Source organism: Pseudobutyrivibrio xylanivorans, from assembly GCF_010906925.1.
GTDB lineage: Bacteria > Bacillota > Clostridia > Lachnospirales > Lachnospiraceae > Pseudobutyrivibrio.
This window is the reverse complement of the sequence record NZ_VTVE01000002.1, coordinates 329,043-354,763: the sequence shown is the minus strand read 5'-3', so window position 1 is coordinate 354,763 and position 25,721 is coordinate 329,043. Positions and strand designations below refer to the sequence as shown.

Sequence of the window (25,721 nt, the reverse complement as noted above, 5' to 3'; positions counted from 1 at the left end):
TGTATGAAGATTCTAATAGTTGACGACGAGATATTTGCAAGGAGAACCTTGGAAAGGTTACTTTCCATGGAAGATGACGTTGAGGTTATTGAGGCAACAGATTGCTATGATGCCTTTGCTCTCTATGAGGAAAAGCTTCCAGATATTGTGATTACAGATATCATGATGAAGGGTGGAATCGGTGGCGAGTGGCTCATTGAGAAGATTCTCGCTTCTAATCCGGATGCAAATATTATTGTTTGTTCAGGCAGACAGAAGACAGACCTTTTAAAGTACAAATTAATGGGAGCTAAGTATTGCATACAAAAGCCTATCAAGTACCAGGAATTATGGGATTGTATCGATGAGCTCATGATGTCATAGTCGCTAAATTTGACAAAAAATTGTAAGAATGTTATATTAGCCTTTGTAACAAAATCGTAACAACTTATTTTTTTCTGTAAAAAAGGGAGAATAAGAAACGGAGGCATATGAGTAAATTTAGCGATATAGTTGCTGTATTGTACCAGGAAAATAAGAAGTATATTAACAAGCGTACAATGCAGGGCGGCGCTCTTGTGGTAGCACTTTGCATGTTATCAACAATGGCTTATGTTGAGTCACCAGCCAAGGCTACTAGAAGCGTTGAGTTAGAGCCAGCAAGTACTGCAGGTGCTTTTTATGCTGTATCTAATATTGAATTGAGCGCACAGCAATCAGAACTAGTTTATGCAGCGTCAGACGTTACAGTTGTATCGGCTACTACAGATCAGGTAGAGCCAGACGGAAATGATAAGTATGACCAGTGGGCTGATAAGGTCATGGCAGATGTAGATGAGTATCTATACATTCGTGCAGAGGCAGATGCCAGTTCCGAAGCTATTGGAAAGCTTCGCGCAGGTGATGTTGCTACACTAGTTGATGTTTTTGATGGATGGTACGAGATTGAGTCAGGTAATGCACACGGTTTCGTATCAGCAGATTATTGTATTACAGGTATCGAAGCATATGAGCATGCTCTTGATGTATGCGATTCTTATGCTACTACAGGTGTTGCAGGACTTCGTATCCGTAGCGAGGCATCTGAGGATTCTAAGATACTTAAGGTAGTACCACAGGGTACAAAGCTTACAGTTAATACAGACGCAGAAGAAGTCGAAGGTTGGATATCTGTATCATACGAAGGCAATACAGGATATGTTAAGTCTGATTATGTTCAGGTAGATATGGCTACAGGAGAGGCTATCACTCTTGAAGAGGAGGCCGCAGCTATAGCCGCAGCCGAGGAAGCAAAAGCCGCAGCTGCAGCAGCCGCTGAGCAGGCTAAGCAGGAGGCAGCCGCTAAGGCAGCTAGCAACCAGACAGTTATAGCTTCAGCTGATGATATTACACTTCTTGCAGCAATCATTCAGATTGAGGCTGGTAGTGAGATTTATGAAGGACAGGTTGCAGTAGGTGCTGTAGTTATGAACAGAGTTTATAGCGGTTCTTATGCTAATTCTGTCAATGGTGTTATTTTCCAGAGAGGCCAGTTTGCTACATCACGTATGTCAGCAGTTATTGCCAAGGGACCAAAGGCATCATGCATTCAGGCAGCACAGGAAGCTATGGCAGGTTCTGATCCAACAGGTGGTTTAACACACTTTAGACGTGCCGGTTCAAAAGAAGGCTTGGTAATCGGTAACCACGTTTTCTACTAAAATTAAAATAATGTATAAAAAATCTAGCTCTTGGGCTTTACCCAAGAGCTTTTTTGTGCTATGATGCATAATAAATCAAAACGAATGAATATTTATACATAAAAGACGGAGGTGCGATATGAACTTTAAAGGTAAGAACTTTTTAAAAATGTTAGATTTTTCATCAGAGGAAATTAATTATTTAATTGATTTGTCACTTAAGCTTAAGGACGAAAAGAAGCAGGGCAAGTCACAGAAGGACTACATGGCTGGCAAGAATATTGCTCTTATTTTTGAAAAGACATCTACACGTACCCGTTGTTCTTTTGAAGTGGCTGCATACGATATGGGTGCTTGTGTAACATATCTTGATCCATCTGGTTCTCAGATTGGCAAGAAGGAATCTATTCCTGACACAGCTCGCGTACTTGGCCGCATGTTTGATGGTATAGAGTATCGTGGATTTGAGCAGACAAAGGTTGAGGAGTTGGCAAAATATGCAGGTGTTCCTGTATGGAATGGTCTTACAAATGAGTCTCATCCTACACAGATGATTGCAGATATGATGACAATTAAGGAACATTTTGGAAAGCTTTCTGGAATAAAGTTTGTATATATGGGCGATGCCCGTTATAATATGGGTAACTCACTTATGGTCACATGTGCAAAACTGGGAATGGATTTTGTTGCATGTACAAACAAAAAGTATTTCCCAGAGGCTGCTCTTGTAGAAGAGTGCGAGAAGATTGCAAAGGAGACAGGCGCTACTATTACATTGACAGAGGATGTGGCAGCAGGTTGCAAGGATGCTGATGTTATCTACACAGACGTATGGGTTTCAATGGGAGAGCCTGATGAGGTCTGGGAGGAGCGTATCAAGGAGCTCAGCCCATATCAGGTAAATGCAAAGGCATTCTCATATGCGAAGCCAGGTGCTAAGTTTATGCACTGTCTTCCAGCATTCCACGATTTAAAGACTACTATTGGTCAGGAAATCTACGAGAAGTTTGGCATTGACTGTATGGAAGTTACAGACGATATTTTTGAAGGTGAGCGTTCAATAGTCTTTGATGAGGCTGAGAATCGTATGCACTCAATAAAGGCTATCATGTACGCAACATTGGGAAATGCTTAATCAAATTACATACGAATACTATGATACTGTAGATTCAACAAATGATAGAATAAAGGACAGGGCCCGCCAGAACGCAGATGGGGGCCTTGTTATTTCTGCAGGCACTCAGACAGCAGGCAAGGGACGTATCGGCAGAAAATGGGAGTCGCCTACCCATGACTCTATTTCTACATCTATGCTGCTTAGACCAGAGGAGATTAGCCTTGATGCTATTCCGACTATTACGGTGGTGGCGGCTATGGCTGTTAGAGATGCCCTCAGCAGATTATATGGATTAGATGGTCAGATTAAATGGCCTAATGACATCGTCCTTGATGGAAAAAAGATTTGTGGTATCCTCACAGAGATGGAATTAAAAGAAGGCAAGGTATGGTACGTGGTTGTGGGCATAGGTGTTAATGTGCACAACAGGCAATTCCCAGAAGACATTGCCTTTAAAGCTACGTCAGTTGATTTGCAGCTGGAATCAGTTGGCAAACAAGGCCATAGAGGAGAACTTACAAAAGCTATATGGGAGAGCTTCAAAAAGTATTATAATATCTTTATTCAGACACAGGATATGAGTGGCTTGAAGGAAGAATATGAAAGCCATCTTGCTAATTGTGGACAACGTGTTAGAATAGAAGCTCAGGATAATTCCTACGAAGCTACCGCTATTGGCATTAATAATCGAGGCGAACTGATAGTTGATGTTGATGGCGAGGAAAGAATAATCAGAACCGGTGAAGTATCGGTAAGAGGAATATACGGATACGTATAGCTTTTTTCGATTAAAGGAGATATATGGACGAAGTAGTTTTATGTGGCTCTAGTTGCTACACTAAGAAATTTTATTTGAATCCAGAATTTGAGGGACTCCCTCCAATGATTAAGGATGAGCTGAAAGTTATGTGCGTGCTTTACACCGAGGAGGTCAGCGGCACGATTCAGATGCTCTTTGATGAGGATGGTTCTCTTCGCATTCAGGTGGACCACAATGAAGACGATTTGCTTTATGATGAGATTGGTTCTGCTCTTGAGGTCAAGAGAATGCAAAGGGAGCGTATGGAATTATTTGAAGCTCTTGAAACATATTATAAAGTCGTATTCTTAGGTGAGGGAGGTCTTTAGACTATGCTACTTACAATAGACGTTGGAAATACAAATATCACACTTGGTGTGTTTAAGGACGAGGAACTTTTAGGTTCATTTCGTGTAACAACAAAAATCAATCGTACATCAGATGAGTTCGGTATCACATTTAGAGAGATTCTTCGCTCTAACGATTTGGACGCAGCAGAAATAGATGATGTTATCATAGCTTCAGTAGTGCCAAATGTTATGCACTCACTTACCAGCTCAATTATCAAATATTTTGACACACAGCCAATTATTGTTGAGGCTGGAATTAAGACTGGTATCAGAATAGCTACAGAGAATCCAAAGCAGATTGGTGCAGACCGTATCGTTGATGCGGCTGGGGCATACGAGCTTTACGGCGGACCTGTACTTGTTCTTGATTTCGGAACAGCTACTACATACGATTTGGTAGATGCAAGTGGCGCATTTGTTTCAGGTGTTACAGCTCCTGGTATCAGAATCAGTGCCAAGGCCCTCTGGGAAGACGCAGCTAAGCTTCCTGAGATTGAGATTAAAAAGCCAGAGAAGATTCTTGCTAAGGAGACAATTTCTTCTATGCAGGCCGGTCTTGTCTATGGTCAGATTGGTCAGACAGAATACATTGTTAAGAACATGATCAAAGAGAGCGGTTATGAGAATGTTAAGGTGGTAGCTACTGGCGGTCTTGGTAATCTTATTGCAAGCGAGACACAGTGCATTGACATTTACAATCCAAACCTTACACTTTTTGGTATGAAATTTATTTACGATAAGCAAAAGAAATAATGATTGAACAATTACAAATAGGAAATGTAAAACTAGAGAATAATTTGATTTTGGCACCAATGGCAGGAGTAACAGACCTGCCATTTCGTTTGTTATGCAAAGAACAGGGCGCAGCCCTTTGTTGCATGGAAATGGTCAGCGCCAAGGGAATCTATTATAACAATAAAAATACAGAGAGCCTTTTGACGGTTGATGAAAGAGAGCGACCTGTCAGCCTACAGCTTTTTGGTTCGGACCCAGAAATCATGGGGCAGATGACAGCTAAAATCGATTATCGTAATTACGATATATTAGATATCAATATGGGCTGTCCTGTACCAAAGGTTGTTAACAATGGCGACGGCTCTGCCCTCATGAAGAATCCAGTACTAGCTGGCAAGATAATTGAGAGCATGGTGAAAAATTCTTCAAAGCCTGTAACGGTTAAAATTCGAAAAGGTTTTGACGATGAACATATTAACGCAGTAGAGATGGCACATGTGGCAGAGGAATCTGGTGCGGCGGCAGTGGCTGTCCACGGACGTACCAGAGAGCAGTATTATTCTGGCAAGGCCGACTGGAGTATCATTGCTGATGTCAAATCAGCGGTCAAGATTCCAGTCATTGGAAATGGTGATATCTTAGATGCAAAAGATGTGATTGCCATGAAGGAGCAGACAGGCTGCGATGGATTTATGATTGGCAGAGGTGCTCAGGGTAACCCATGGATTTTCCATCAGATTCTTCATTATTTTGAGACAGGGGAATTGATAGGCAAGCCACCGATGGAAGAGATGGTAAAGACAATGCTTCGTCACGCCAAGCTTCAGATTGAATTCAAGGGAGACTACCTTGGAATCAGAGAAATGAGAAAGCATGCGGCATGGTATACAGCAGGCTATAAGGGTGCCAGCAAGCTGAGAGGTAGGATAAATGATGTGGAATCTTACGAGGAATTAGAGCAGCTTTTTACTGAGTTTCTTAGCACTTATTGCTAAATGATTTTGAAGATTCTATGAATAACTTTTGGAATTCTTGACATCAATTTATGAGTGGCTTATAATTCAAAAAGTTACTACGATTAAGAGGGTTTCGGGTATCGAAATCTTTAAAAATATATCCGAACAGGAAAGGAAAAATTATGGAAGCAAAGAAGAATTTACTTACAGCCGAAGGACTTAAAGTATTAGAGGACGAGCTTGAGGATCTCAAGGTCAATAAAAGAAAAGAAGTATCTCAGAAGATTAAGGAAGCTAGAGAGCAGGGCGACCTTTCAGAGAACGCTGAGTACGATGCAGCGAAGGATGAGCAGAGAGATATCGAGGCTCGTATCGAAGAGATCGAAAAGATTTTAAAGAATGCTGAGGTCGTAACAGACGAGCATGCAACTAAAAATATTAACATTGGTTGGACAGTTACACTTCTTGATGTAGAGTTTGATGAGGAAGTAGAGTACAGAATCGTTGGTTCTACAGAGGCTAACAGCCTTAAGGGCAAGATTTCTAACGAGTCACCTGTAGGTAAGGCTATTCTTGGACACAAGAAGGGCGACACTGTTGTAGTTGAAACAGATGCAGGCGAGCTTCAGTACAAGATTCTTGCAGCTAAGAAGACAAAATAATTTTTAGACTTATTTTGGGTCACAACCATATTTTGGTTGTGATCTTTTTTATTTTTTAACTAAATTCGAACAACAAAGGAGGGACAAAATGCTGGCTGAATTTAAGAAAAAATACATAGGTAGTAAAGCTTTTTATAAACGATATATATTTCTGGCAACACCTATGATTATCCAAAATGCCATTACAAACTTTGTAAGTTTTTTGGACAACATAATGGTAGGCCGACTGGGAGCAGATTCTATTTGTGCGGTATCTACAGTTAACCAACTGAACTTTGTGTTCATGCTTGCTGTATTTGGTGCGGCATCGGCAGGAAGTATTTTTGGTGCCCAGTATTATGGTAAGGGTGACCATAAGGGTCACATGTATACATTCCGTTTCAAGCTGTACGGTACTTTGCTTGTGACAATTCTTGGAATAATAGCATTTAAGCTTTTTGGAAGTCAGCTTATTTCGCTTTTCCTGACAGAGAGCGAGGGGGCTTCTCCGGAAAAAGCACTTGCACTGGGCCTTCAGTATCTGGGAATTGTTCTGGTGGGGCTTATTCCTTTTGCAGTAAACCAGGCATACTCTACCAACATAAAAGAGACAGGACAGACAGTTGTACCTATGGTAGCAGGTATGATTGCCGTGGCAACAAACGCAATACTTGATTATTGCTTGATTTTTGGTTTTGGACCATTTCCAAAACTTGGAGTAGCAGGAGCAGCTATTGCAACTGTTATAGCTAGATACATAGAGGCATCTATTGTTGTTATCTGGGCTCATACACACAGAAGTGTTAACAAATATCTGGAGGGTGCCTATGTGGGATTTGGTATTCCAAAGGATATCTTTAAAAGCATAATGATTAAGGGCACTCCACTTATGTTAAATGAGGTGCTTTGGGCTGCAGGTGTCAGCGCAGTTACTCAGTCATATTCACTTAGGGGAATGGACGTGCTTTCGGCGCTTAGCATTTCAAACACGGTTGCAAACTTATTTAATATTGTATTTATCCAGCTTGGCGCTTGTATAAGTATTATTGTAGGACAGCACTTAGGTGCAGGAGAATTGGAAGAGGCCAAGGATGCTGATAATAAGATGATAGTGTTCAGCGTTTTCTGCTGTACTATTATGGCAATAATAATGTTTGCATGTGGCGGTCTGTTCCCACAGATTTACAATGTAGATGCGCATATCAGAAGTCTTGCAACAAGCTTTATAGCAGTTGCTGCTGTATGGATGCCATTTTGCTCATTTAGCCATTGCTCATACTTTACACTTCGCTCAGGAGGAAAGACTCTTGTTACATTCCTTTTTGACTCAGTGTTTACATGGGTTGTTATGGCACCATTTGCATTTGTGCTTACACGATATACATCTCTTGGAATAGTGTGGGTATATTTCCTTGTTCAGGGTACAGAGCTAATTAAAAATATCATGGGTTATTTCATGGTAAAGAGCAATGTATGGCTTGTGAAAATAGTTTGAAAGGGCCTGCCTTGACTGAATTGATACACTAGATTATAATTAAACGGCTTTTAAGATTACGTAAATAATAAGTAGAAATAGATAAGGAGACATTATGGCAGAGCAGGATATCAATCAGCTTTTACAGGTCCGCCGTGATAAGCTTGCTGCACTTCAGGAAGCAGGTAAGGACCCATTTCAGATTACAAAGTTTGATCAGACACATCACACAGACGAAGCACGTGCACTTTATGAGGAGCACGAGGCCAAGCTTTTAGCAGGACGTGCAGCTGTCAATACAGACGGTATGGATGAAGAGGCTGCAAAGCAGGCAGTTAACGACGATTACAATGAGCGTCGCGCAATCATGGATGCAGAGCCAATTCACGTTAGCATTGCAGGTCGTATGATGTTTAAGCGTGTTATGGGAAAGGCAAGTTTTTGCAATATTCGTGACCGCAAGGGTGATATCCAGGTTTATGTTGCCAGAGATGCAATCGGTGAAGAGTCTTATGCAGATTTCAAGAAGTCTGATATCGGTGATATCTATGGTATCAAGGGATGGGCTTTCAGAACAAAGACAGGTGAGGTTTCAATCCACGCTGAGGAGATGACTTTACTTTCTAAGTCACTTCAGATTCTTCCTGAGAAGTTCCACGGTCTTACAGATACAGATATGAGATACCGTCAGCGTTACGTTGACCTTGTTATGAACAAGGACTCACGTGATGTTTTCGTTAAGCGTTCACTTATGATGAAGGAGATTCGTAATTTCCTTGCTGAGCGTGATTTCATGGAGGTTGAGACACCTATTCTTGTTTCAAATGCAGGTGGTGCAGCAGCTCGTCCATTCGAGACACATTACAACTCACTTAACGAGGATGTTAAGCTTCGTATTTCTCTTGAGCTTTATCTTAAGAGACTTATCGTAGGTGGTTTCGAGCGCGTATACGAAATTGGTCGTGTATTTAGAAACGAGGGTGTTGACACTCGCCACAATCCTGAGTTTACACTTATGGAGCTTTACCAGGCATACACAGATTATGAGGGTATGATGGAGCTTACAGAGACTATGTTCCGTCGCCTTGCTGAAAAGGTTGTAGGTTCTACAAAGATTTCGTACAACGGAATCGAGATTGACCTTGGTAAGCCATTTGAGAGACTTACAATGACAGACGCTGTTAAGAAGTACGCAGGCGTTGATTTTGATACAGTTGCTGACGATGAGGCAGCAAAGGCTCTTGCTCGTGAAAAGGGCGTAGAGTTTGAGGATCGTCACAAGAAGGGTGATATTCTTAATCTCTTCTTCGAGGAGTTCTGCGAGGACAATTTGGTTCAGCCTACATTTATTATGGACCACCCAATCGAGATTTCTCCTCTTACAAAGAAAAAGCCATCTGACCCATCAAAGGTAGAGCGTTTCGAGCTCTTCATAAACGGATGGGAGATGTGTAATGCATATTCAGAGCTTAATGACCCAATCGATCAGCGCGAGCGTTTTGCAGCACAGGATGCTAATGCAGAAGCTGGTGATGATGAGGCTGAGCACACAGATGAGGACTTCCTCAACGCACTTGAAATCGGTATGCCACCTACAGGCGGTATTGGTTATGGACTTGATAGACTTTGCATGCTTCTTACAGATAGCGCAGCTATCCGTGACGTGCTTCTCTTCCCAACTATGAAGAGCCTTGATGCACCAAAGAAGTCTGCTACATCAGCTGATGACAAGTCAGGATTCTTTGCTCCTAACTCAAGCATCGATTTCTCAAATGTAGCTATTGAGCCACTTTTTGAGGAGCAGGTTGATTTTGATACATTCTCTAAGAGTGATTTCAGAGCAGTTAAGGTTAAGGCTTGCCAGGCAGTACCAAAGTCTAAGAAGCTTCTTCAGTTTACACTTGATGATGGTACAGGCACAGATAGAACTATCCTTTCTGGTATTCATGAGTTCTATGAGCCAGAAGAGCTTGTTGGCAAGACACTTGTAGCTATTACAAATCTTCCACCACGCGCAATGATGGGTATTGAGTCATGCGGTATGTTACTTTCAGCAGTTAACAACCTTAAGGATTCAGACGGTGAAGAGCTTCACCTTCTTATGATTGATAACCACATCCCAGCTGGCGCAAAGTTATACTAAGAATTTTTGGTCCTAGGGGACGGGGTTCCTGGTCCATTTTAGATTAAGGCCCTATAGCGAAAAGCTATAGGGCTTTTTGCTTTGTAACGACCTACAGAAATGAGGCAATGTGTATTAGTCTTTGACCTTTTAAAGTTTAAAAGTTTAAAGTGCGAATGCATTGTATTTCCTATGTTTTAAAGGCTTTCTCACCATAGCGGAACCGATTTAATCGTGATATAATTGACAACGCTGTGCGTAAAAATTAAATAAAGAATTTATTTAGAGGGAGTATTTAAAAGATACATGAAGGAAAAGAAATTGGGACTTATGTCTCTCATACTGATGATTTTTACATCAGTATATGGATTTAATAACATTCCAAGATCTTATTATTTAATGGGATATGCAGCTATCCCTTGGTTTGTTATTGCAGGAATTTTATTTTTTATTCCATTTGCATTTATGGTAGCAGAGTTTGGTTCTGCTTTTAGAAACGAGACTGGTGGAATGTATTCATGGATGTGTAAGTCAGTTGGACCAAAGTATGCATTCATCGGCACATTTATGTGGTATACATCCTATGTACTTTGGATGGTAAATGTGTCATCAGGTATTTGGGTGCCTGTATCAAACGTTATTTTTGGTAAGGACACAACAGCAACATGGTCCTTATTTGGATCACATTTCTTATCAGGTTCTAGATTGCTTGGTATCATGGCAGTTATATTCTTTATTGTAATCACATATTTTGATTCAAAAGGAATTGATAAAATTAGCACAGTTACATCTGTTGGTGGTACAGCAGTTCTTACAATTAACATTATGGTGGTAATCGGCTCTATCATTATGATTATTGCTCGCGGTGGACAGCTTCAGCAGCCATTTGCTGGATTTGAATCACTTAAGACTCCACTTAATGTAGCATATCAGGGAAGTCCGATTGCGATTTTGTCATTCATCGTTTATGCGCTTTTTGCATACGGTGGAATTGAGGCAGTAGGTGGACTTGTTGATAAGACAGAGAACCCTAAGAAGAATTTCCCAAAGGGAATCGTAATAGCAGCACTTGTTATTGTAGTTGGATATGCAACACTTATTATGCTTGTAGGTTCATTTACAAATTATAAGCAGATTCTTGGAAATGATGAGATTACACTTGGAAATGTTTCTTATGTAATCATGTCAAATTTCGCAGCAGAGATTGGCAAGGCATTTGGTGCTACACCTGCGACACAGCTTGCACTTGCTCATGGATTTGCCAGAGTATATGCATGCATTATGCTTCTTGCTCTTATGGGTGCTATGTTTACACTTGTTTATTCACCACTTAAGCAGATTATCGATGGTACACCAAAGGAGCTTTGGCCAGGTAAAATGGGTGAGACAGCCGAGGGTGGAATGCCAAAGAACGCTATGTGGATTCAGTGCACAATCGTTTCAGTGATGATTTTACTTATCTCATTTGGTGGCGATACAATGCAGCAATTTTTCTTGATTCTTACAGCAATGGTAAATGTTGGTATGACAGTGCCTTATATGTTTATCTCATTTGCATTTCCTAAGTTCAAGAAGATGAAGGATGTAGATAGAAGCTTCGTAGTATTCAAGTCTCAGGCTTCAGCAAATATCTGGGGATATGTGGTAACACTTACTCTTTTATTTGCCAATGCATTTGCAATTGTCCAGCCAGCTCTTGATGGCGACGTAAAGACTACATTCTGGTCTTTAAGCGGCCCAGTTATCTTCGGATTCGCAGCATGGGTAATCTACACACGCTACGAAAAACGCCTTTTGGCCCAGGGGGACGGGGTCAGTGGTTCATCTGAAGAAGTGTCAGAGGAGCCAGTAGCTCAGACAGAATAGTGGACCTAGGGGACGGGGTTCATGGACCATTTTGCAGGCCTAATTGGCCTGCATTTTTTATGTCTTTAGTTAAGCGTTTAACAATTGCTAGTGCCCAATTAAATTGGTATGATATTAAAGACTGAAAAATTGAGGAGTTAAATATGAAACAGGGGTTATTTTCAGATAAGGATTTTATTCATAGACTGTGGAATCTTACATTGCCACTTGCGTTCCAGAGCTTGATGCTTGCACTTGTTGCGGCATGCGATGCAGTGATGCTCGGCCGAGTGGAGCAGGATTCTATGGCGGCGGTATCGCTTGCTACACAGATACAGTTTATCCAAAATATGATGCTTGCAGCAGTGACAGGTTCCATTGCGATACTTGGTGCTCAGTACTGGGGCAAGGGAGATAAAAAGACTCTCCATAAGATTTTTGGAATGAGTCTTAGAATCGCATTTATTATTTCAATTTGTTTTTGCGTGGCATGTACCTGCTTTCCAAGACAGTTGATGATGATTTTTGCTGAGGATGAGAATCTTATTGGAATAGGAATGGGATATCTCAGAATAGCAGGATATTCTTATCTTTTGACAGGATTGTCCCAGTGTTTCCTTGGCACTATGCGTGTTACTGGTCATGCAGATAGAAGTGCACTTATTAGCTCTGGCGCTGTAATTATAAATATTATTTTAAACGGCATATTTATTTTTGGATTGTTTGGTCTGCCAGCTATGGGTGCCAATGGTGCGGCCCTAGCTACACTTATTGCAAGAATAATAGAGTTTAGTGCAGCTGTTATCTCATCATTCCAAAAGGATTTTATTCATCCTACAATAAAGGATTTGTTAGTGAGAGACAGATTGTTGGCAAAAGATTACGTGAGATGTGGTCTTCCTCTGGCGGGAGCAGCCCTGTTCTGGGGAATAGGATTTACATCTTATACAGCATTTATGGGACACTTGGGTCCGGACGCAGCGGCATCTAATTCCGTTGCAGCAGTTGTGAGAGATTTGATGTGCTGTCTATGTGACGGTATCAGTGCAGCCGGTGGAATTATAGTAGGAAATGAGCTGGGAGCTGGAAATCTAGATACTGGTAAATTGTACGGTAGCCGTATAGCAAAGCTTTCAGTTTATGTGGGATTTTTATCTACAGGTATCATTTTACTGGTGACACCGATTGTATCAAATTTCATTATTCTCACACCGAAGGCCAAAAGCTATCTGGTGGGAATGATGGTTATAATGGCTTTTTATATGATAGGAAGAGCTATCAATACAGTGGTAATCAACGGCGTTTTTGGTGCTGGGGGTGATACACTGTTTGATATATATAGCCTGGCAGTTTGCATGTGGGGCATAGCTGTGCCGCTGGCATTTTTAGGAGCATTTGTATTTAAATGGCCAGTTCTTTGCGTTTATGCTTGCACTTGCGTGGACGAAGTGGGAAAATTGCCTTGGGTTTACCACCACTACAAGAAATACAAGTGGGTAAAAGATTTGACTAGATAATTGAGCACAAGAAGGGAAGCGAGGATGAAAAAAGGATTAGTTATGGAAGGTGGAGCAATGCGAGGCATGTTCACCTGCGGTATTATCGATGTTTTGATGGACAATGGTTTTGATTTTGACTGCGCGGTTGGTGTATCTGCCGGAGCTACATTTGGCTTGAACTACAAATCAAAGCAGCCAGGAAGAGCTCTCCGTTACAACAAGATTTACTGCGGAGACAAGAGATATGCCAGTGTGCATTCTCTTTTAACTACAGGAGATATTTACAACGTATCATTTTGCTACAACACACTTCCATATGAGCTGGATTTATGGGACACCGAGACATTTTACAGCAATCCAATGGAATTTTACTGTGTAGTAACTGATATCAATTCAGGCAAGGCTGTTTATCACAAGTGTGACAACGAAAGCCATAATCCATATGGAGTAGACATTCAGTGGATTAGAGCATCTGCATCTATGCCGATTGTTTCACGACCAGTGGAGATTGATGGTGGGCTTTATTTAGATGGTGGAATGTCTGATTCTATTCCTCTTGAGTTTATGGAAAAGCAGGGATGTGACAAGATTCTCGTTATCGAGACTCAGACCAAGGATTACATCAAAAAGCCTCAGGCGCATATGTGGCTTGCAAAGTTAAAGCTTGGCAAATTCCCTAACATGCTTGATACAATGAGAAATAGATACAAGATGTACAACAAGGAAAAGGAATACATCAGAAATCAGGAGGAGGCCGGAAAGGTATTTGTCATCAGACCAGATGAGCCTCTTAACATAGGTCCAATCGAAAGAAATCCTGATGAACTTCAGAGAGTTTACGAGCTGGGCCGAGCTGCAGCAACTAGAAATTTAGATGCTTTGAAGGCATATTTTGAAGTATAAGAATTGGCTTCTCACAGGTAATTATGTGATTTCTGTGAGAAGCCTTTTTAGTTACCAAGAAAAAGTATATAATTGCTATAAAGGGCGTTATGAAAAGTAACTATTTCTGCGGATAAAATAATAGGTTGTAGGGGACTATATGATTTATCTTATCTGTTTTTTGGTTGTACTTGTTATGCTTCTTTATCTAATAGGGTATGGAAGAAGTATAGGTATTTGGACAGTAGTTTTGACATCGTCGATTGCCATTGGAAATGGCGGATACTATGCCCTTGCTACGTCATCAAATCTTCAAGAGGCACTTCTTGCAAATAAAATTGCCTATGTCATAGGTGTATTTGCGCCAATTACTATTTTTTTTAGCATATGTAATCTGTGCAGAATAACTCTTTCTAAGAGAGTGAGTACAATATTATTTTCTATTCAAATTCTTATATATCTTTCAGTATGCACAATGGGAACTAAATATACTTTTTTCTATAAAGATGCGATTTTTCATGAGGGATCTACAGGAGTATATTTGGAGAAAACCTATGGGCCTATGCATACCGTCTATTTGTTAGCCTTGCTGGGTTACACAGCAGCAGGACTAGTTGTTAGCCTCTTTTTTATAAATAAAAGAACAATCGTTAGCCGCATCAATATTGATATGTTTATTTTTGTAGATATTCTATCTGTGGGAGTGTATCTGATTGAGAGATTATTACATTTGAATATTGAATTGATGCCGGTATCGTTTACCCTTTCAATAGGACTCATGTTGATTCCGTTGACTAAATTGTCCATTTATTCGGTGAATAATATTAATATTTTTGCAGATGAATTGCAGAAGACCGCCTATATTCTTTTTTCAAAGAAGCTTAAATACATGGGAAGTAATGAGAAGGCGGAGGAATATTTTCCTGAACTAAAAAACTGGGAGTTGGAGGAAAAAATCCCAGGAAGCGGAGGGCGATTTAATACATTTTTACGTCAGCCTCTAAATGAATTTGTAAGAGAGGGCAATCAGGAAAAAATAAATGGAAAACCATATAGATATAAGGATCAGATCTGTACATACGAAATTGGAATTCTTAGAAAAGCTAGCAAGAAGAACTGTGGCTATTATATAAAAATTTCTGATGTAACGGATATGATAAACGAAAATTTATTAGCGGAGCAGTAATTAATGGGGAAAGAAACGGGTCAATCTGTAGTAGGGGTTATAGATAACATTGTTCGACTAGGGGTAATGTTTATACTTGCCATAATCTTTATTATCATGGGAGTTGCTATGTGGGATAGCAATAATTCCCAGGAGCTATATAAAGGTTCTTTTAGTGCGGCCACTTTAGATAGAAATTGGACTCTTTTGTCTAGAGGGACGGAGAGAAAGGTGGATTTGCCCCTGGAACTTAATACGGAAAAAGGTGAGGAAATAGAACTTGTTAATTCTCTGCCAGGTGATTTGAGTGATGGCATGAGTCTGATGATCAGGGCAAATATGCAGGATGTGACTATATATGTGGATGAGGAAAAACGAGTTGAGTATACAACTGCATCCATAAAGGATATGTCCTATTATATTCCTAGTGCATATGTAGTAATTGATTTGAACGAAGAGGATTCTGGAAAAATCATTAGAATGGTGATATGCCCTAAGGAGCAGCCGGTAGTAAATGAGGTGCGAATCAGCTATGGTAATAATGTGTGGTTTGACGTCATCAAAAAAGGTTTGCCTGCTTCAGTATTTGCCATAATTATTTTAATACTTGGTGTATTGATGGTGGTTGCGGCATTTGTTTTGAGAAAGTATTTTAATGCAAATACACCGAGAAATTTGGGCTTTTTGATGATAAATATAGCACTGTGGATTATAAGTGAGTCAGGGTTGAGGCAGTTTATATTTAGTAGACCATCTCTTACCATGTATTTTTCATATATTCTTGTGGAATTAATAGGTGCAATGGCTTGTCTCTATTTTGATGAGGTGCAGCACGGTGTATATCATAGATTTTATCTTGTAGCTGAGTGTATAGTTCTTGGCCAAGTGGTTTTAAATGTCGGCTTGCATGTGTTAAAAATAGCTGACCTGTATGTAACTATGAAGTATTCCCACATGTGGATTGCATTTTGTGCGGTGCTTGCGATAGTGACTATAGTGATAGATATCTACACAAAGAGGGGACGGACATATGCAATTACCATAATTGGAATGGTGTGCTTTATCATTTTGTCACTTAATGAATTGCTGGGATTTTATTTGAATCGGTTCCATGTGTTTGGTGGGTCTATCTGTATAGCTATGCTGTTTCTCATGGTGGCTACAATTATACAGACTGTATATGATGAAGTGAATGGAGTTGAAAATCGAGAGAAGATGCAGACAGCCATGACTATTAACACAATCCAGACGATTGCCGGCGCTATAGATGCAAGGGATGAGTACACAGGCGGACATTCGGAGCGTGTAGGATTTTACGCCAGTCGTTTGGCCAGAGAGATGGCGGCGGACTATGATTTGACGGAAGAAGATATCTTGCGTGTCCATTATATAGGCTTGGTGCATGATATCGGAAAAATCGGTGTGGCCGACACGGTGCTGAATAAATCAGGACGCCTTACTGCTGAAGAATTTAGTCTTATGAAAAAGCACACAGAAATTGGCTATGAAATAATGAACTCTTTGGGGCAGGAGATTAAGGGCGTTTTAGATGGTATCAGATATCATCACGAGAGATTCGATGGACTTGGGTATCCAGATGGACTTTCAGATACAGATATTCCACTTATAGCTAGAATTTTGGCGCTCGCCGATAGCTATGATGCTATGACATCTAATCGTGTATACAGAAAGCGACTGACAGATGAGCAGGTTAGAGAGGAAATACTAAAGAATTCTGGAACTCAGTTTGACCCAGCCCTTGCAGAGATATTCATAAGACTTATTGATAGAAAAGAGCTGAGCGTGATGACTGTAGAGGGAGCGGCTGCTGACTTAAGTGGAGTGGTAAGAAAGTCGTCTCTACTAGAGGATAAACTTCAAAGAGATTTGCTTGATAAAATGGATATCATAAATCCGACTCATATCAGGATGCTTTGCTACATAATGAAATTGATGGAAAAGAAGGGCAAGGAGTACATTGTATATTTTGCTTCAGCAAAATCGATGGAAAAGCTGGAGGAGCAAATTAAGGAAAATTCCAGCAATCATGATGTATTCCTGCTTTATACCAATGAGCAGTATATAATAGCTCTCTATGACAAGACCGAGGAGGAGAAGTTTGTATTTGTAAATAGCGTGCGCATGGGCTGCCATGATGTGAAGATGGTGGATATTATGGACATGCTAGATTCTTGAAGGGATATTAATAAAAAGGATTTTCTGCCGATATAGAAAGTATAAAACAAAAGAATTGCAATTTCGGCAGGAAGTCCAACTCTCCGGTGGTTGATTTGACAAAGGTTAGATTGGCTGACGCGAAGGCACAGCAGGAAAGACAATTCGAGAAAGGAACTTAATAATGACATTATCAGTTTTCGCTTGAGAGCTGCTTTTCGATTTCAATGGAAGTTGGGAAGCAGCTCGTTTTAGTTTGAGAAATTTATAGGTAGGGGGAATGTCAGGGGGCTTAGGGATAATATATTAGCATTTATATACAATTATGAAAAAAAGTGCTAATATATTAGCATGATTAATTTATATCAGAAAACATGGAATGAAATAAATAAAGAGATAGCAGGTAATGTCCGTCTGCTTAGAAAAAGAAAAAAGATAACTCAGAATGAATTGGCGAAGAAATCAGGAGTAAGCTTTGCTTCTATAAAACGATTTGAGCAGACAGGTGAAATTTCGTTACAGTCCTTAACAAAGATTGCCATAGCATTGAATGTTGAAGATGAGCTAGAGACATTGTTTACATCTGTGCCTTTTTCATCTATAGAGGAGATTATAAATGAGCAAAGTTAGTAAATTAGATGTTTATTTTGGAAATCGTTTAATTGGAACTATGGCATTGTATAAAGATACTTTGGCGGCATTTGAGTATAGTAAAGATTGGCTGAAAGATGGTTTTTCAATCAGTCCTTTTTCTCTACCTCTAGAGAAAGGTGTGTTTATACCGAAGCTAGATCCATTTGGTGGATTATACGGTGTTTTTGCAGATAGTCTTCCAGATGGATGGGGAAGACTTCTTGTTGATCGTTTAATGAGAAGAAATGGTCTTAATCCTGAGCGTATGGGGAATCTCGACAGGTTAGCTATTGTAGGTGAATCTGGGATGGGGGCACTTGCTTATAAGCCTCAAACTGTTTTAAGTAGAGGAGAGGAGAAAAAAGGGCTGGACATCATAGCTGAGGAATGCAAGGAAATCCTTCAAACTGAATCTACAAAGGGGTTAGATTATCTGTTTGAAAATGGTGGTTCTTCAGGAGGGGCGAGACCAAAGATTCTTACGGAAGTTGATGGAGAAGATTGGATTATTAAGTTCCCTTCAAGTGATGATAGTAAAGATATCGGAAAGATCGAATATGACTATGCTATTTGCGCAAAAGAATGTGGAATAGAGATGGAAGAAGTGAGATTGTTTGAATCGAAAAAGTGTATGGGCTATTTTGGAACAAAACGATTTGACCGAAAAAAGAAGGGCGACAATTATAGAGTACACATGGTATCGGCAGCTGGATTATTGGAAACATCACATCGAGTGCCTAATTTAGACTACAATACATTGATGCGACTCACACTGCAACTTACTAAATCGATGGAAGATTGCGAGAAACTATTTAGGATTATGTGTTTTAATGTATATGCGCACAATAGAGATGATCATTCTAAAAACTTTAGTTATCTCTATGATGACAAGGAGGATCAGTGGCATTTATCACCTGCATATGACTTGACATATAGCAATTCTATTGCTGGCGAACATGCAACAATGGTCAATGGAAATGGTTCAAACCCAAGTGAAGATGATGTGTTGGCTGTAGCAGAGAAAATCGGGCTTAATTTAGTTAAAGCAAAACGGGAATCAAATAAGATATATGAATGTGTTCAGGAGATGCTGGGAAGATATTTATAGAGTGAAAGCTTTATGACTTGCTGAAATTCTTATGGACATTTTGTGAATAATAGAGCTTTTTCTACAATAGAATAGTAAAATTAAATTTGTAATAGCCGATAACTATCATAGAATTCTATAGTTTTTTATGAAGCCATGGGGCTGAGAAGGAATATATATGAAAAAAGTAATTACTTACGGAACCTTTGATTTATTCCATGAAGGTCATTACAAATTATTACAAAGAGCAAAAGCACTGGGTGATTACCTAATTGTTGGTGTGACCACCGAGAGCTATGATAGACAAAGAGGTAAGCTTAATGTAGTTGATGATTTGCTTACTAGAATAGAAAATGTTAAAAAATCTGGTTTTGCTGATGAAATTATCATCGAGGAAAGTTACGGTCAGAAGGTAAGCGATATCCAAAAATACAATGTTGATATTTTTACTGTAGGTAGTGACTGGGTAGGATACTTTGATTATTTGAGAGAGTATTGTGAAGTGGTATACCTTGAGCGTACCAAGGATGTATCATCTACTATGCTTCGCAATCAGAATTTCAGTATCAAGCGAATCGGCATTATTGGTAATGGTCGTATAGCAGGTAGATTTGTAGCTGAGGCTCGCAAGGTATCTGGTGTTAATATTCAAGGTGTATATAATCCTAATACTGAAAGTGCAAAGGAATTTGCAGAAGAACATGATATAAATTTATTCAAAACAGAGCAAGAGCTTCATGAGAACTCTGATATTATTTATGTTGCTTGTCCTCATCAATATCACTATGAATATATTAAAACAGCATTAACACAAGGGCTCCATGTGATTAGTGAAAAGCCGCTTGCCCTTAAGGAAGATGAAGCCAGAGAGTTATTTGACTTGGCAAAGGAGAATGGCGTCATCTTAATCGAGGGAATTAAAACAGCATATTGTCCTGGCTTTACAAAGCTTATGGATGTAGCTAGAAGCGGAATAATCGGAAATATTAGATATGTAGATGCATGCTTTACTAAGCTTGAGAAAACTGATAGCAGAGAGTTAACTGATACTAAGTATGGCGGAAGCTTCATAGAATTAGGAAGTTATTGTATGCTACCAGTTATTAAGCTTTTTGGCTTGGAATATGATGATATTAGCTTTAATAGTATCCATGCAGAAAATGGACTGGATGTATTTACCAAGTGTTCAATGAATTTTCCTAGGGGAATGGCTACTATCACTTGTGGATTAGGAGTTAAAAGCGAAGGCAGATTACTTATCGCTGGAACGCAGGGATATATAATCGCAGAGGCGCCTTGGTGGAAGACCACTTATTTTGAAGTACATTTCGAAGATCCAGGTAGAGTCGAAAAATATTCTGAGACATTCCTAGATGACGGACTTAGATATGAGATAGCTGATATGTTAAATCAGATAAATGGTAATGAAAGCAGCGAGTTCAAGCTCACAAGAAAAGAATCAATAACTATGGCTTCCGTTATGGAGAAGTTCCTCATTCATGAGAATAGAGGAGTCTAATTAATAGGGATTGGGCGGATAATGAAAAAAGAAGATTTGTACATTTTAAAAAGAAGAATAAAAGCACTGTGTAACAGCATGTGCTTTTATTTTTGTAGAGTTTTTCCTATTGATAAAAAACTTGTAAGCGTGTGCACTTTTGAGGGAAAAGGCGGATTTGGATGCAATCCTAAGTATTTGGTTGAAAAGCTTCACAAAATGGATGGATCTCTTAAATTTGTTTGGTTTGTAAATAAAAATGCTTGGGAAAAAGAATTCCCTGATTATATAAAAAAGGTTCCAAACACTCTGTGGTCTAGAGCATACTATCTGACTCGTTCAAAAGTGTGGATTGATAATTATAGAAAACCTTATGGAACAGTAAAGAGAAAAGGTCAGTACTACGTAAATACGAATCACTATACACTCGGTATCAAGACTGTTGGATTATGGCGCGGAGCAGGCTTTTCAAAAATGGCATATCTGGTTAGCAAAAATGATTCGGATATGATAGATGATTTGATAATCGATTCGAAATTCTGCGAGCTGGCTAGTCCAAAGGGGCTTATTTACGATGGCCACTATCTAAAGACAGGCGCACCAAGATGCGATGTGCTATATGGTGACAGAAGTGTCATTAAGCAGAAATATAGGATAAAAAATGGTCTGCCAGAAGATGCAAAGATTCTGTTGTTTGCTCCTACTTTTAGAGAGGGGGCTAAGGATGGAAAACGTTTTGTATATTCGCAGCTTTGGAGTGTAGATTTTAAACATTTGATTGACTGTCTTGAGGAGAAATTTGGAGGCAAATGGTACATCTGCTTTAGAGTACATCCGCAGCTTGCAGCAGGATTCTCTGATTATGAAAATGATGAAATCGCTGATAGAATCCTCAATGAAAGCCAGGCAGACGATTTATATGAAATCATGGCGGCTATGGATGCCTATATGACAGATTACTCTAGCGCATGTTTCGAGGCGGCATTTGCAAAAATGCCTGTATTTATCTACGCAGATGATATTGAAAAGTATGAAAGAGATAGAGGGTCACTATACTGGAATATGACCACTGACTCACTTGACAAGGTCACAGCAAATCAGGAAATGTTCCCAGGAGAAGACTGGGTATTCCCATTCTCTATCGCCACCAATAATGATGACCTAGAGCACGATGTACTGCATTTTGACCAGCAGAAATACGAGGATAGGCTGGATGAGTTCTTTGGAAAGATCGGATTGGTATTTGACGGTAATGCCAGCGAGAAGGTGGCCCAGGAGATTTTGGGGAGGATGGAGTAAGAAAAAAGGCGATGGCGATTTGCTATCGCTTTTTTAGGACACAAAATATTCACAACATTCTGTGGGATTTTGAGTAATTTGGGACGAAATAGGGTAAAATATTAGTGATAGTGTAAAAAATGGAGAGACTAACGAATGCTTAGAACAGAGGATTTAGTTAGAACCTTAAAGAAAAATAAATACGTTATCTATGGCGCAGGATATGTAGCTGATAATTTTTATAAAGCGCTTGAAAATAGAGATTTATTGGGAAAGTTTGAAGGGTTTATAACAACTAAAGGATCATCAGAAGCAAAATACGGCTGGTCTGTAAGAGCGATTGATGAATGTAATCTCAATGATGAATTGGTTTGTATTGCTGTACACGAGTCAATTACGGGAGAAATTGAGACAATTCTTAAGCAAAGTGGAATAGAGAATTATACATGGATATATCCAAATCTGTATGAGCTCTTGGCGGGTAATAAAATATGTACAGAGAATGTTCCAATTAAATCAGTACTGAGTGCTAATAAAAATAATTTAATGATTGCTATTCGTTATGCAGCAATTGAACAATTCTACGGGGAAAGAGCCGATGGATATGAGCTGTATTTGGCAGCGATGAAATTGCATTGTGGTATTGATACAGCAAATAAGAGATTAGATTCCTTCAAAGAGCTGATTGAGATTGTTGAAAAAAAAGGCTACAAAGAAATAAATCCAATTAGTTTATTAGAGAATTATGAGTTGCTTGATGGAGTACATCGTCTTGCGATAGCTATATATTGGGGCGAAAATACAATTGATGCAGATATTTATAAATCTTTAAATGGCGGGAAAATAAATATCCATGAGGCAAATGGAAGAGCAGATATATCCGAGTTGTCTAAAAAACTAGAAGAAGGAATACTTAGTCCGTTAAAAGAAATAAATAAAAGAATAATGGAGAAATATGGGGTAAAATGCTAAAACTCGATAATTGTGGACCAATTGAATATAGAAAGATGTCTCAAAAAAATAAGGTTTACTTATTTGGCGCGGGTAGGGCGTTGGAAAGTTGTCTTGATATATATCATGAAAACAAAGACATTGAAGCAATTGTTGATAATAACGATCGAATGTGGGGAAATAGCGTAAAGCATAATGGAAGAGATGTAGAGATAATTAGTCCTAAGAAATTTGTTAAAAGAATTAAAGGAGAGATATCTCGAAGTATTTTGATGATTACATCCCCATTTTACAGTGCAGAGATTGTAAATCAGTTAGATGTTATTCCAGAATTGGATGGTTTAAGAACTTTTTTGCAAATAATTGTAAGAAACACAAAAGAAGCTGGGACGGATTTTGTGTTTTCATCAGGTTCAATGATAATCCCTAAGAAAATCCATTATATTTGGGTTGGAGGGAAAGAACTGCCGGAAGAGTTTAAAAAGAACATTCAAACATGGAAAAAATATAATCCTGATTACGAGATAATAGAATGGAATGAAAATAATTATGATTGTAAGAAATGTGATTATTCGCGAGAAGCTATAGAAAGTAAAGCTTTTGCTTTTTTTCCTAATTTTGCGAGATTAGACATTATTTACAATGAGGGGGGAATATATTTGGATACTGACGTTGAGGCTTTAAGAAGTTTTGATGACTTATTGTGTGACAAAGCGTTCTTTAATATGGGATGTGCGGACAGAATTAATCATGGCTGTGGATTTGGTGCTGCGGCACACAGTGAAATCATTGGCGCACTAAGAGATAAATTTGCCCAAAGTCATTTCTTGAACGAAAATGGAAAACCAGGAAATGTTCCTTGCCATCAATTTGTACATCCAGAAATGAAAAAAAGAGGATTTTTACTGGAAAACAGATATCAAAAGATTGATGGGGTGGTTGTATATCCAAATGAGGTAATGTCTCCATTGACAATTCCAGGAATGCCAGATTGCTTCTCAGATAAGACGGTTTCGGTACATAAAGAGGCGGGAGCTTGGAAGAGTGATAGAGAAAAAGAAGGAATGCAAAAATTAGAAGAATTATATAAAGAAAGAATAAGATAAATGGATGTAAGATTAAAAGCTGAAATTGAAAAGAAATATAATGATCTTTTTGAAAAATATGGGTTAGAGCGTCCACTTGATGGAAAAAAGATTGCAGCCTATGTAAAAGAAATACTAGAAGAGTTTCTTAAAGATAAGAAAAAGCCTGCTATCTATGCTAATGGTGGTCACACAAAGATGCTTATGGCTGATTTTATGTTTGAATTGAAGAACGTAAAAGTCATCATTGATAACTATAATCAAGAAAATGAGTCAGGGTTCAAACAAATCACAGACAATGAAATATCTGAATATGAGATAGACGGTATTATTATTTCTTCATACAAATTTAGGAAAGAAATTGCAGCTAAATTAAAAGAAATATGTCCTAGTATTCCTGTTCTAGATATTTATGAGGAAATTAATAAAAGGGGTATAAAACTGAATGCGGACTACTATTATGGAACTCATCCTCAGCAGATATATAGAACAATAAACAAGCTAAAAACAAAACCTGATGATAAAGAAAAATATCGTGAATTAATATCTTTGTTTCTTCAAATCAAAGATATTAGATTAGCAATAGAGTGTTGTAAAAAAGCAGATTGCTTGTATGCAGAAAAGCTATATCAATGTCTTCTAGAAGACATTGAAGAATTATATAGCTTAATGCTAGAAGCATACAAAAAAATAGATAAAAAGAACGTTCTGTTACTATGTCTAGATGGTATGAAGAGAAGTGATATGAATCACCAAGTAATGCCAAGAATCATGAAGATAATAGATAGAAAAGGTCTTTTTTATACAAATGCATATTCTTATTCAACATCCACTTTTGAAAGTTTGATGCCAGTGTATAGCGAAAATTTTAATATGCAAACAGGTTATTACAAAAGTAATAAAGTATTAGGTGATGAGTGTAGATTTATAAAGCAAGCGAAAGAACAGAAAAGAAAAATATGCTTGTATACTGACATGGACAAACATATTGAAGATTCGTTAATAAAGTATAGCGGAGCATTTCAAACCTTGACCCAGAAGTTATGGGATTTTATGTTAGACGCTTTGGAAACAGATAATGGATTATTTTTAATTCATGAATTATATGAAACCCATTATTCATTTTCAAATCCATATACTGAAGGAGATGTTTTATTTGAAGGGACAGCAATGCTGTTTGATTTTTTGCCACAGAAGGGCGGAAAACTCAGAGCTGATTATGAAAAACAGCATGATGACTCTATGAGATACACAGATGAAACACTTGAAATTTTCTTGGATAATGTGGATTTAAATATATTAATGTATGCGGATCATGGAAATCTATTATTGTCAAAAGATACTAAACTTGAGGATGTACCTGAAATAGAGCTTACATGTTCAGAAGGATGGACTCAAGTACCATTTATAGTATTTGGAAACCATGTTAAAGCAGGAAGAAACAATCAAATTGTTTCTTTGGCAGAGATGAACAATGTTGCATTATCGATGGAAGAAGGCAGGGATATTGATATTAAGAAAAGAGAGTATATAAAGTGTGCTCGTTCAGAAATCTATAATCCTGACTTTAAGTTTTTATATAAAAAACTAGGATACGAAGAAGACTTGTTGGCTTTTGAAGCATTTGTATTTGAAAATGGAGATAAGATAATAATATTTAGCAATGGAAGAAAAAGGGTATATGAGCAAGACACTGAGATATTAGATTCTAATAAGATAGAAGAATTGTTTAGTATCGTTAAGGATGACATTACAGTAGTTACAAGATGAA

General features: G+C 38.7%; 22 protein-coding genes. All 22 read left to right on the top strand.

Annotated features, from left to right (window positions below):
- Positions 1 to 3: 3 nt before the first annotated feature.
- Positions 4 to 363, top strand: a complete 360-nt coding sequence (locus F0Q01_RS08360) for a response regulator transcription factor (protein ID WP_163927200.1) — start codon at positions 4 to 6, stop codon at positions 361 to 363.
- 107 nt (positions 364 to 470) lie between these two features.
- Positions 471 to 1,679, top strand: coding sequence for an SH3 domain-containing protein (locus F0Q01_RS08355; protein ID WP_090488105.1), 1,209 nt, complete (start codon positions 471 to 473; stop codon positions 1,677 to 1,679).
- Between the two features lie 118 nt (positions 1,680 to 1,797).
- Positions 1,798 to 2,793, top strand: coding sequence for an ornithine carbamoyltransferase (gene argF, locus F0Q01_RS08350; RefSeq protein WP_090154103.1), 996 nt, complete (start codon positions 1,798 to 1,800; stop codon positions 2,791 to 2,793).
- Positions 2,786 to 3,553, top strand: coding sequence for a biotin--[acetyl-CoA-carboxylase] ligase (locus tag F0Q01_RS08345; RefSeq protein ID WP_090488103.1), 768 nt, complete (start codon positions 2,786 to 2,788; stop codon positions 3,551 to 3,553). Before argF ends, F0Q01_RS08345 begins: the two co-directional genes overlap by 8 nt.
- A gap of 23 nt (positions 3,554 to 3,576) precedes the next feature.
- Positions 3,577 to 3,903 carry a DUF6145 family protein gene (locus F0Q01_RS08340; protein ID WP_090154099.1) on the top strand — a complete coding sequence of 109 codons (327 nt, stop codon included), beginning with the start codon at positions 3,577 to 3,579 and terminating at the stop codon, positions 3,901 to 3,903.
- 3 nt (positions 3,904 to 3,906) lie between these two features.
- A complete protein-coding gene (locus tag F0Q01_RS08335) occupies positions 3,907 to 4,677 on the top strand; it encodes a type III pantothenate kinase (RefSeq protein ID WP_090488101.1) in 771 nt (256 codons plus the stop codon).
- On the top strand, positions 4,677 to 5,654 hold the full coding sequence (gene dusB / locus F0Q01_RS08330; RefSeq protein WP_176753745.1) for a tRNA dihydrouridine synthase DusB: 978 nt from the start codon (positions 4,677 to 4,679) through the stop codon (positions 5,652 to 5,654). Before F0Q01_RS08335 ends, dusB begins: the two co-directional genes overlap by 1 nt.
- A gap of 143 nt (positions 5,655 to 5,797) precedes the next feature.
- Positions 5,798 to 6,277, top strand: coding sequence for a transcription elongation factor GreA (greA, locus tag F0Q01_RS08325; RefSeq protein ID WP_090154093.1), 480 nt, complete (start codon positions 5,798 to 5,800; stop codon positions 6,275 to 6,277).
- An 88-nt stretch (positions 6,278 to 6,365) separates the two neighbouring features.
- On the top strand, positions 6,366 to 7,751 hold the full coding sequence (locus F0Q01_RS08320) for an MATE family efflux transporter (RefSeq protein ID WP_177209282.1): 1,386 nt from the start codon (positions 6,366 to 6,368) through the stop codon (positions 7,749 to 7,751).
- A gap of 94 nt (positions 7,752 to 7,845) precedes the next feature.
- Positions 7,846 to 9,873, top strand: coding sequence for a lysine--tRNA ligase (lysS, locus tag F0Q01_RS08315; protein WP_090488098.1), 2,028 nt, complete (start codon positions 7,846 to 7,848; stop codon positions 9,871 to 9,873).
- A gap of 285 nt (positions 9,874 to 10,158) precedes the next feature.
- The gene (yjeM, locus tag F0Q01_RS08310; protein ID WP_090488096.1) at positions 10,159 to 11,718 is read left to right on the top strand and encodes a glutamate/gamma-aminobutyrate family transporter YjeM; all 1,560 of its coding nucleotides are present in this window, start codon (positions 10,159 to 10,161) and stop codon (positions 11,716 to 11,718) included.
- Between the two features lie 143 nt (positions 11,719 to 11,861).
- The gene (locus F0Q01_RS08305) at positions 11,862 to 13,214 is read left to right on the top strand and encodes an MATE family efflux transporter (protein WP_090488094.1); all 1,353 of its coding nucleotides are present in this window, start codon (positions 11,862 to 11,864) and stop codon (positions 13,212 to 13,214) included.
- 24 nt (positions 13,215 to 13,238) lie between these two features.
- Positions 13,239 to 14,099, top strand: coding sequence for a patatin-like phospholipase family protein (locus F0Q01_RS13930; RefSeq protein WP_090488092.1), 861 nt, complete (start codon positions 13,239 to 13,241; stop codon positions 14,097 to 14,099).
- 139 nt (positions 14,100 to 14,238) lie between these two features.
- On the top strand, positions 14,239 to 15,264 hold the full coding sequence (locus F0Q01_RS08295) for a histidine kinase N-terminal 7TM domain-containing protein (RefSeq protein WP_090488090.1): 1,026 nt from the start codon (positions 14,239 to 14,241) through the stop codon (positions 15,262 to 15,264).
- 3 nt (positions 15,265 to 15,267) lie between these two features.
- On the top strand, positions 15,268 to 17,439 hold the full coding sequence (locus tag F0Q01_RS08290) for an HD-GYP domain-containing protein (RefSeq protein ID WP_090488088.1): 2,172 nt from the start codon (positions 15,268 to 15,270) through the stop codon (positions 17,437 to 17,439).
- A 330-nt stretch (positions 17,440 to 17,769) separates the two neighbouring features.
- On the top strand, positions 17,770 to 18,048 hold the full coding sequence (locus tag F0Q01_RS08285; RefSeq protein WP_090488085.1) for a helix-turn-helix domain-containing protein: 279 nt from the start codon (positions 17,770 to 17,772) through the stop codon (positions 18,046 to 18,048).
- Positions 18,035 to 19,159: a type II toxin-antitoxin system HipA family toxin gene (locus tag F0Q01_RS08280; RefSeq protein WP_090488084.1), complete on the top strand. Its 1,125-nt coding sequence runs from the start codon at positions 18,035 to 18,037 to the stop codon at positions 19,157 to 19,159. The genes F0Q01_RS08285 and F0Q01_RS08280 overlap by 14 nt, the downstream gene beginning before the upstream one ends.
- A gap of 157 nt (positions 19,160 to 19,316) precedes the next feature.
- Positions 19,317 to 20,657 carry a Gfo/Idh/MocA family oxidoreductase gene (locus F0Q01_RS08275; RefSeq protein WP_090488082.1) on the top strand — a complete coding sequence of 447 codons (1,341 nt, stop codon included), beginning with the start codon at positions 19,317 to 19,319 and terminating at the stop codon, positions 20,655 to 20,657.
- A 21-nt stretch (positions 20,658 to 20,678) separates the two neighbouring features.
- Positions 20,679 to 21,935 carry a CDP-glycerol glycerophosphotransferase family protein gene (locus F0Q01_RS08270; RefSeq protein ID WP_090488080.1) on the top strand — a complete coding sequence of 419 codons (1,257 nt, stop codon included), beginning with the start codon at positions 20,679 to 20,681 and terminating at the stop codon, positions 21,933 to 21,935.
- Positions 21,936 to 22,070: 135 nt separating this feature from the next.
- On the top strand, positions 22,071 to 22,886 hold the full coding sequence (locus F0Q01_RS08265) for a hypothetical protein (protein WP_090488078.1): 816 nt from the start codon (positions 22,071 to 22,073) through the stop codon (positions 22,884 to 22,886).
- Positions 22,880 to 23,971: a glycosyltransferase family 32 protein gene (locus F0Q01_RS08260; protein WP_205467965.1), complete on the top strand. Its 1,092-nt coding sequence runs from the start codon at positions 22,880 to 22,882 to the stop codon at positions 23,969 to 23,971. Before F0Q01_RS08265 ends, F0Q01_RS08260 begins: the two co-directional genes overlap by 7 nt.
- The gene (locus F0Q01_RS08255; protein WP_090488076.1) at positions 23,972 to 25,720 is read left to right on the top strand and encodes a sulfatase-like hydrolase/transferase; all 1,749 of its coding nucleotides are present in this window, start codon (positions 23,972 to 23,974) and stop codon (positions 25,718 to 25,720) included.
- Position 25,721 lies beyond the last annotated feature (1 nt).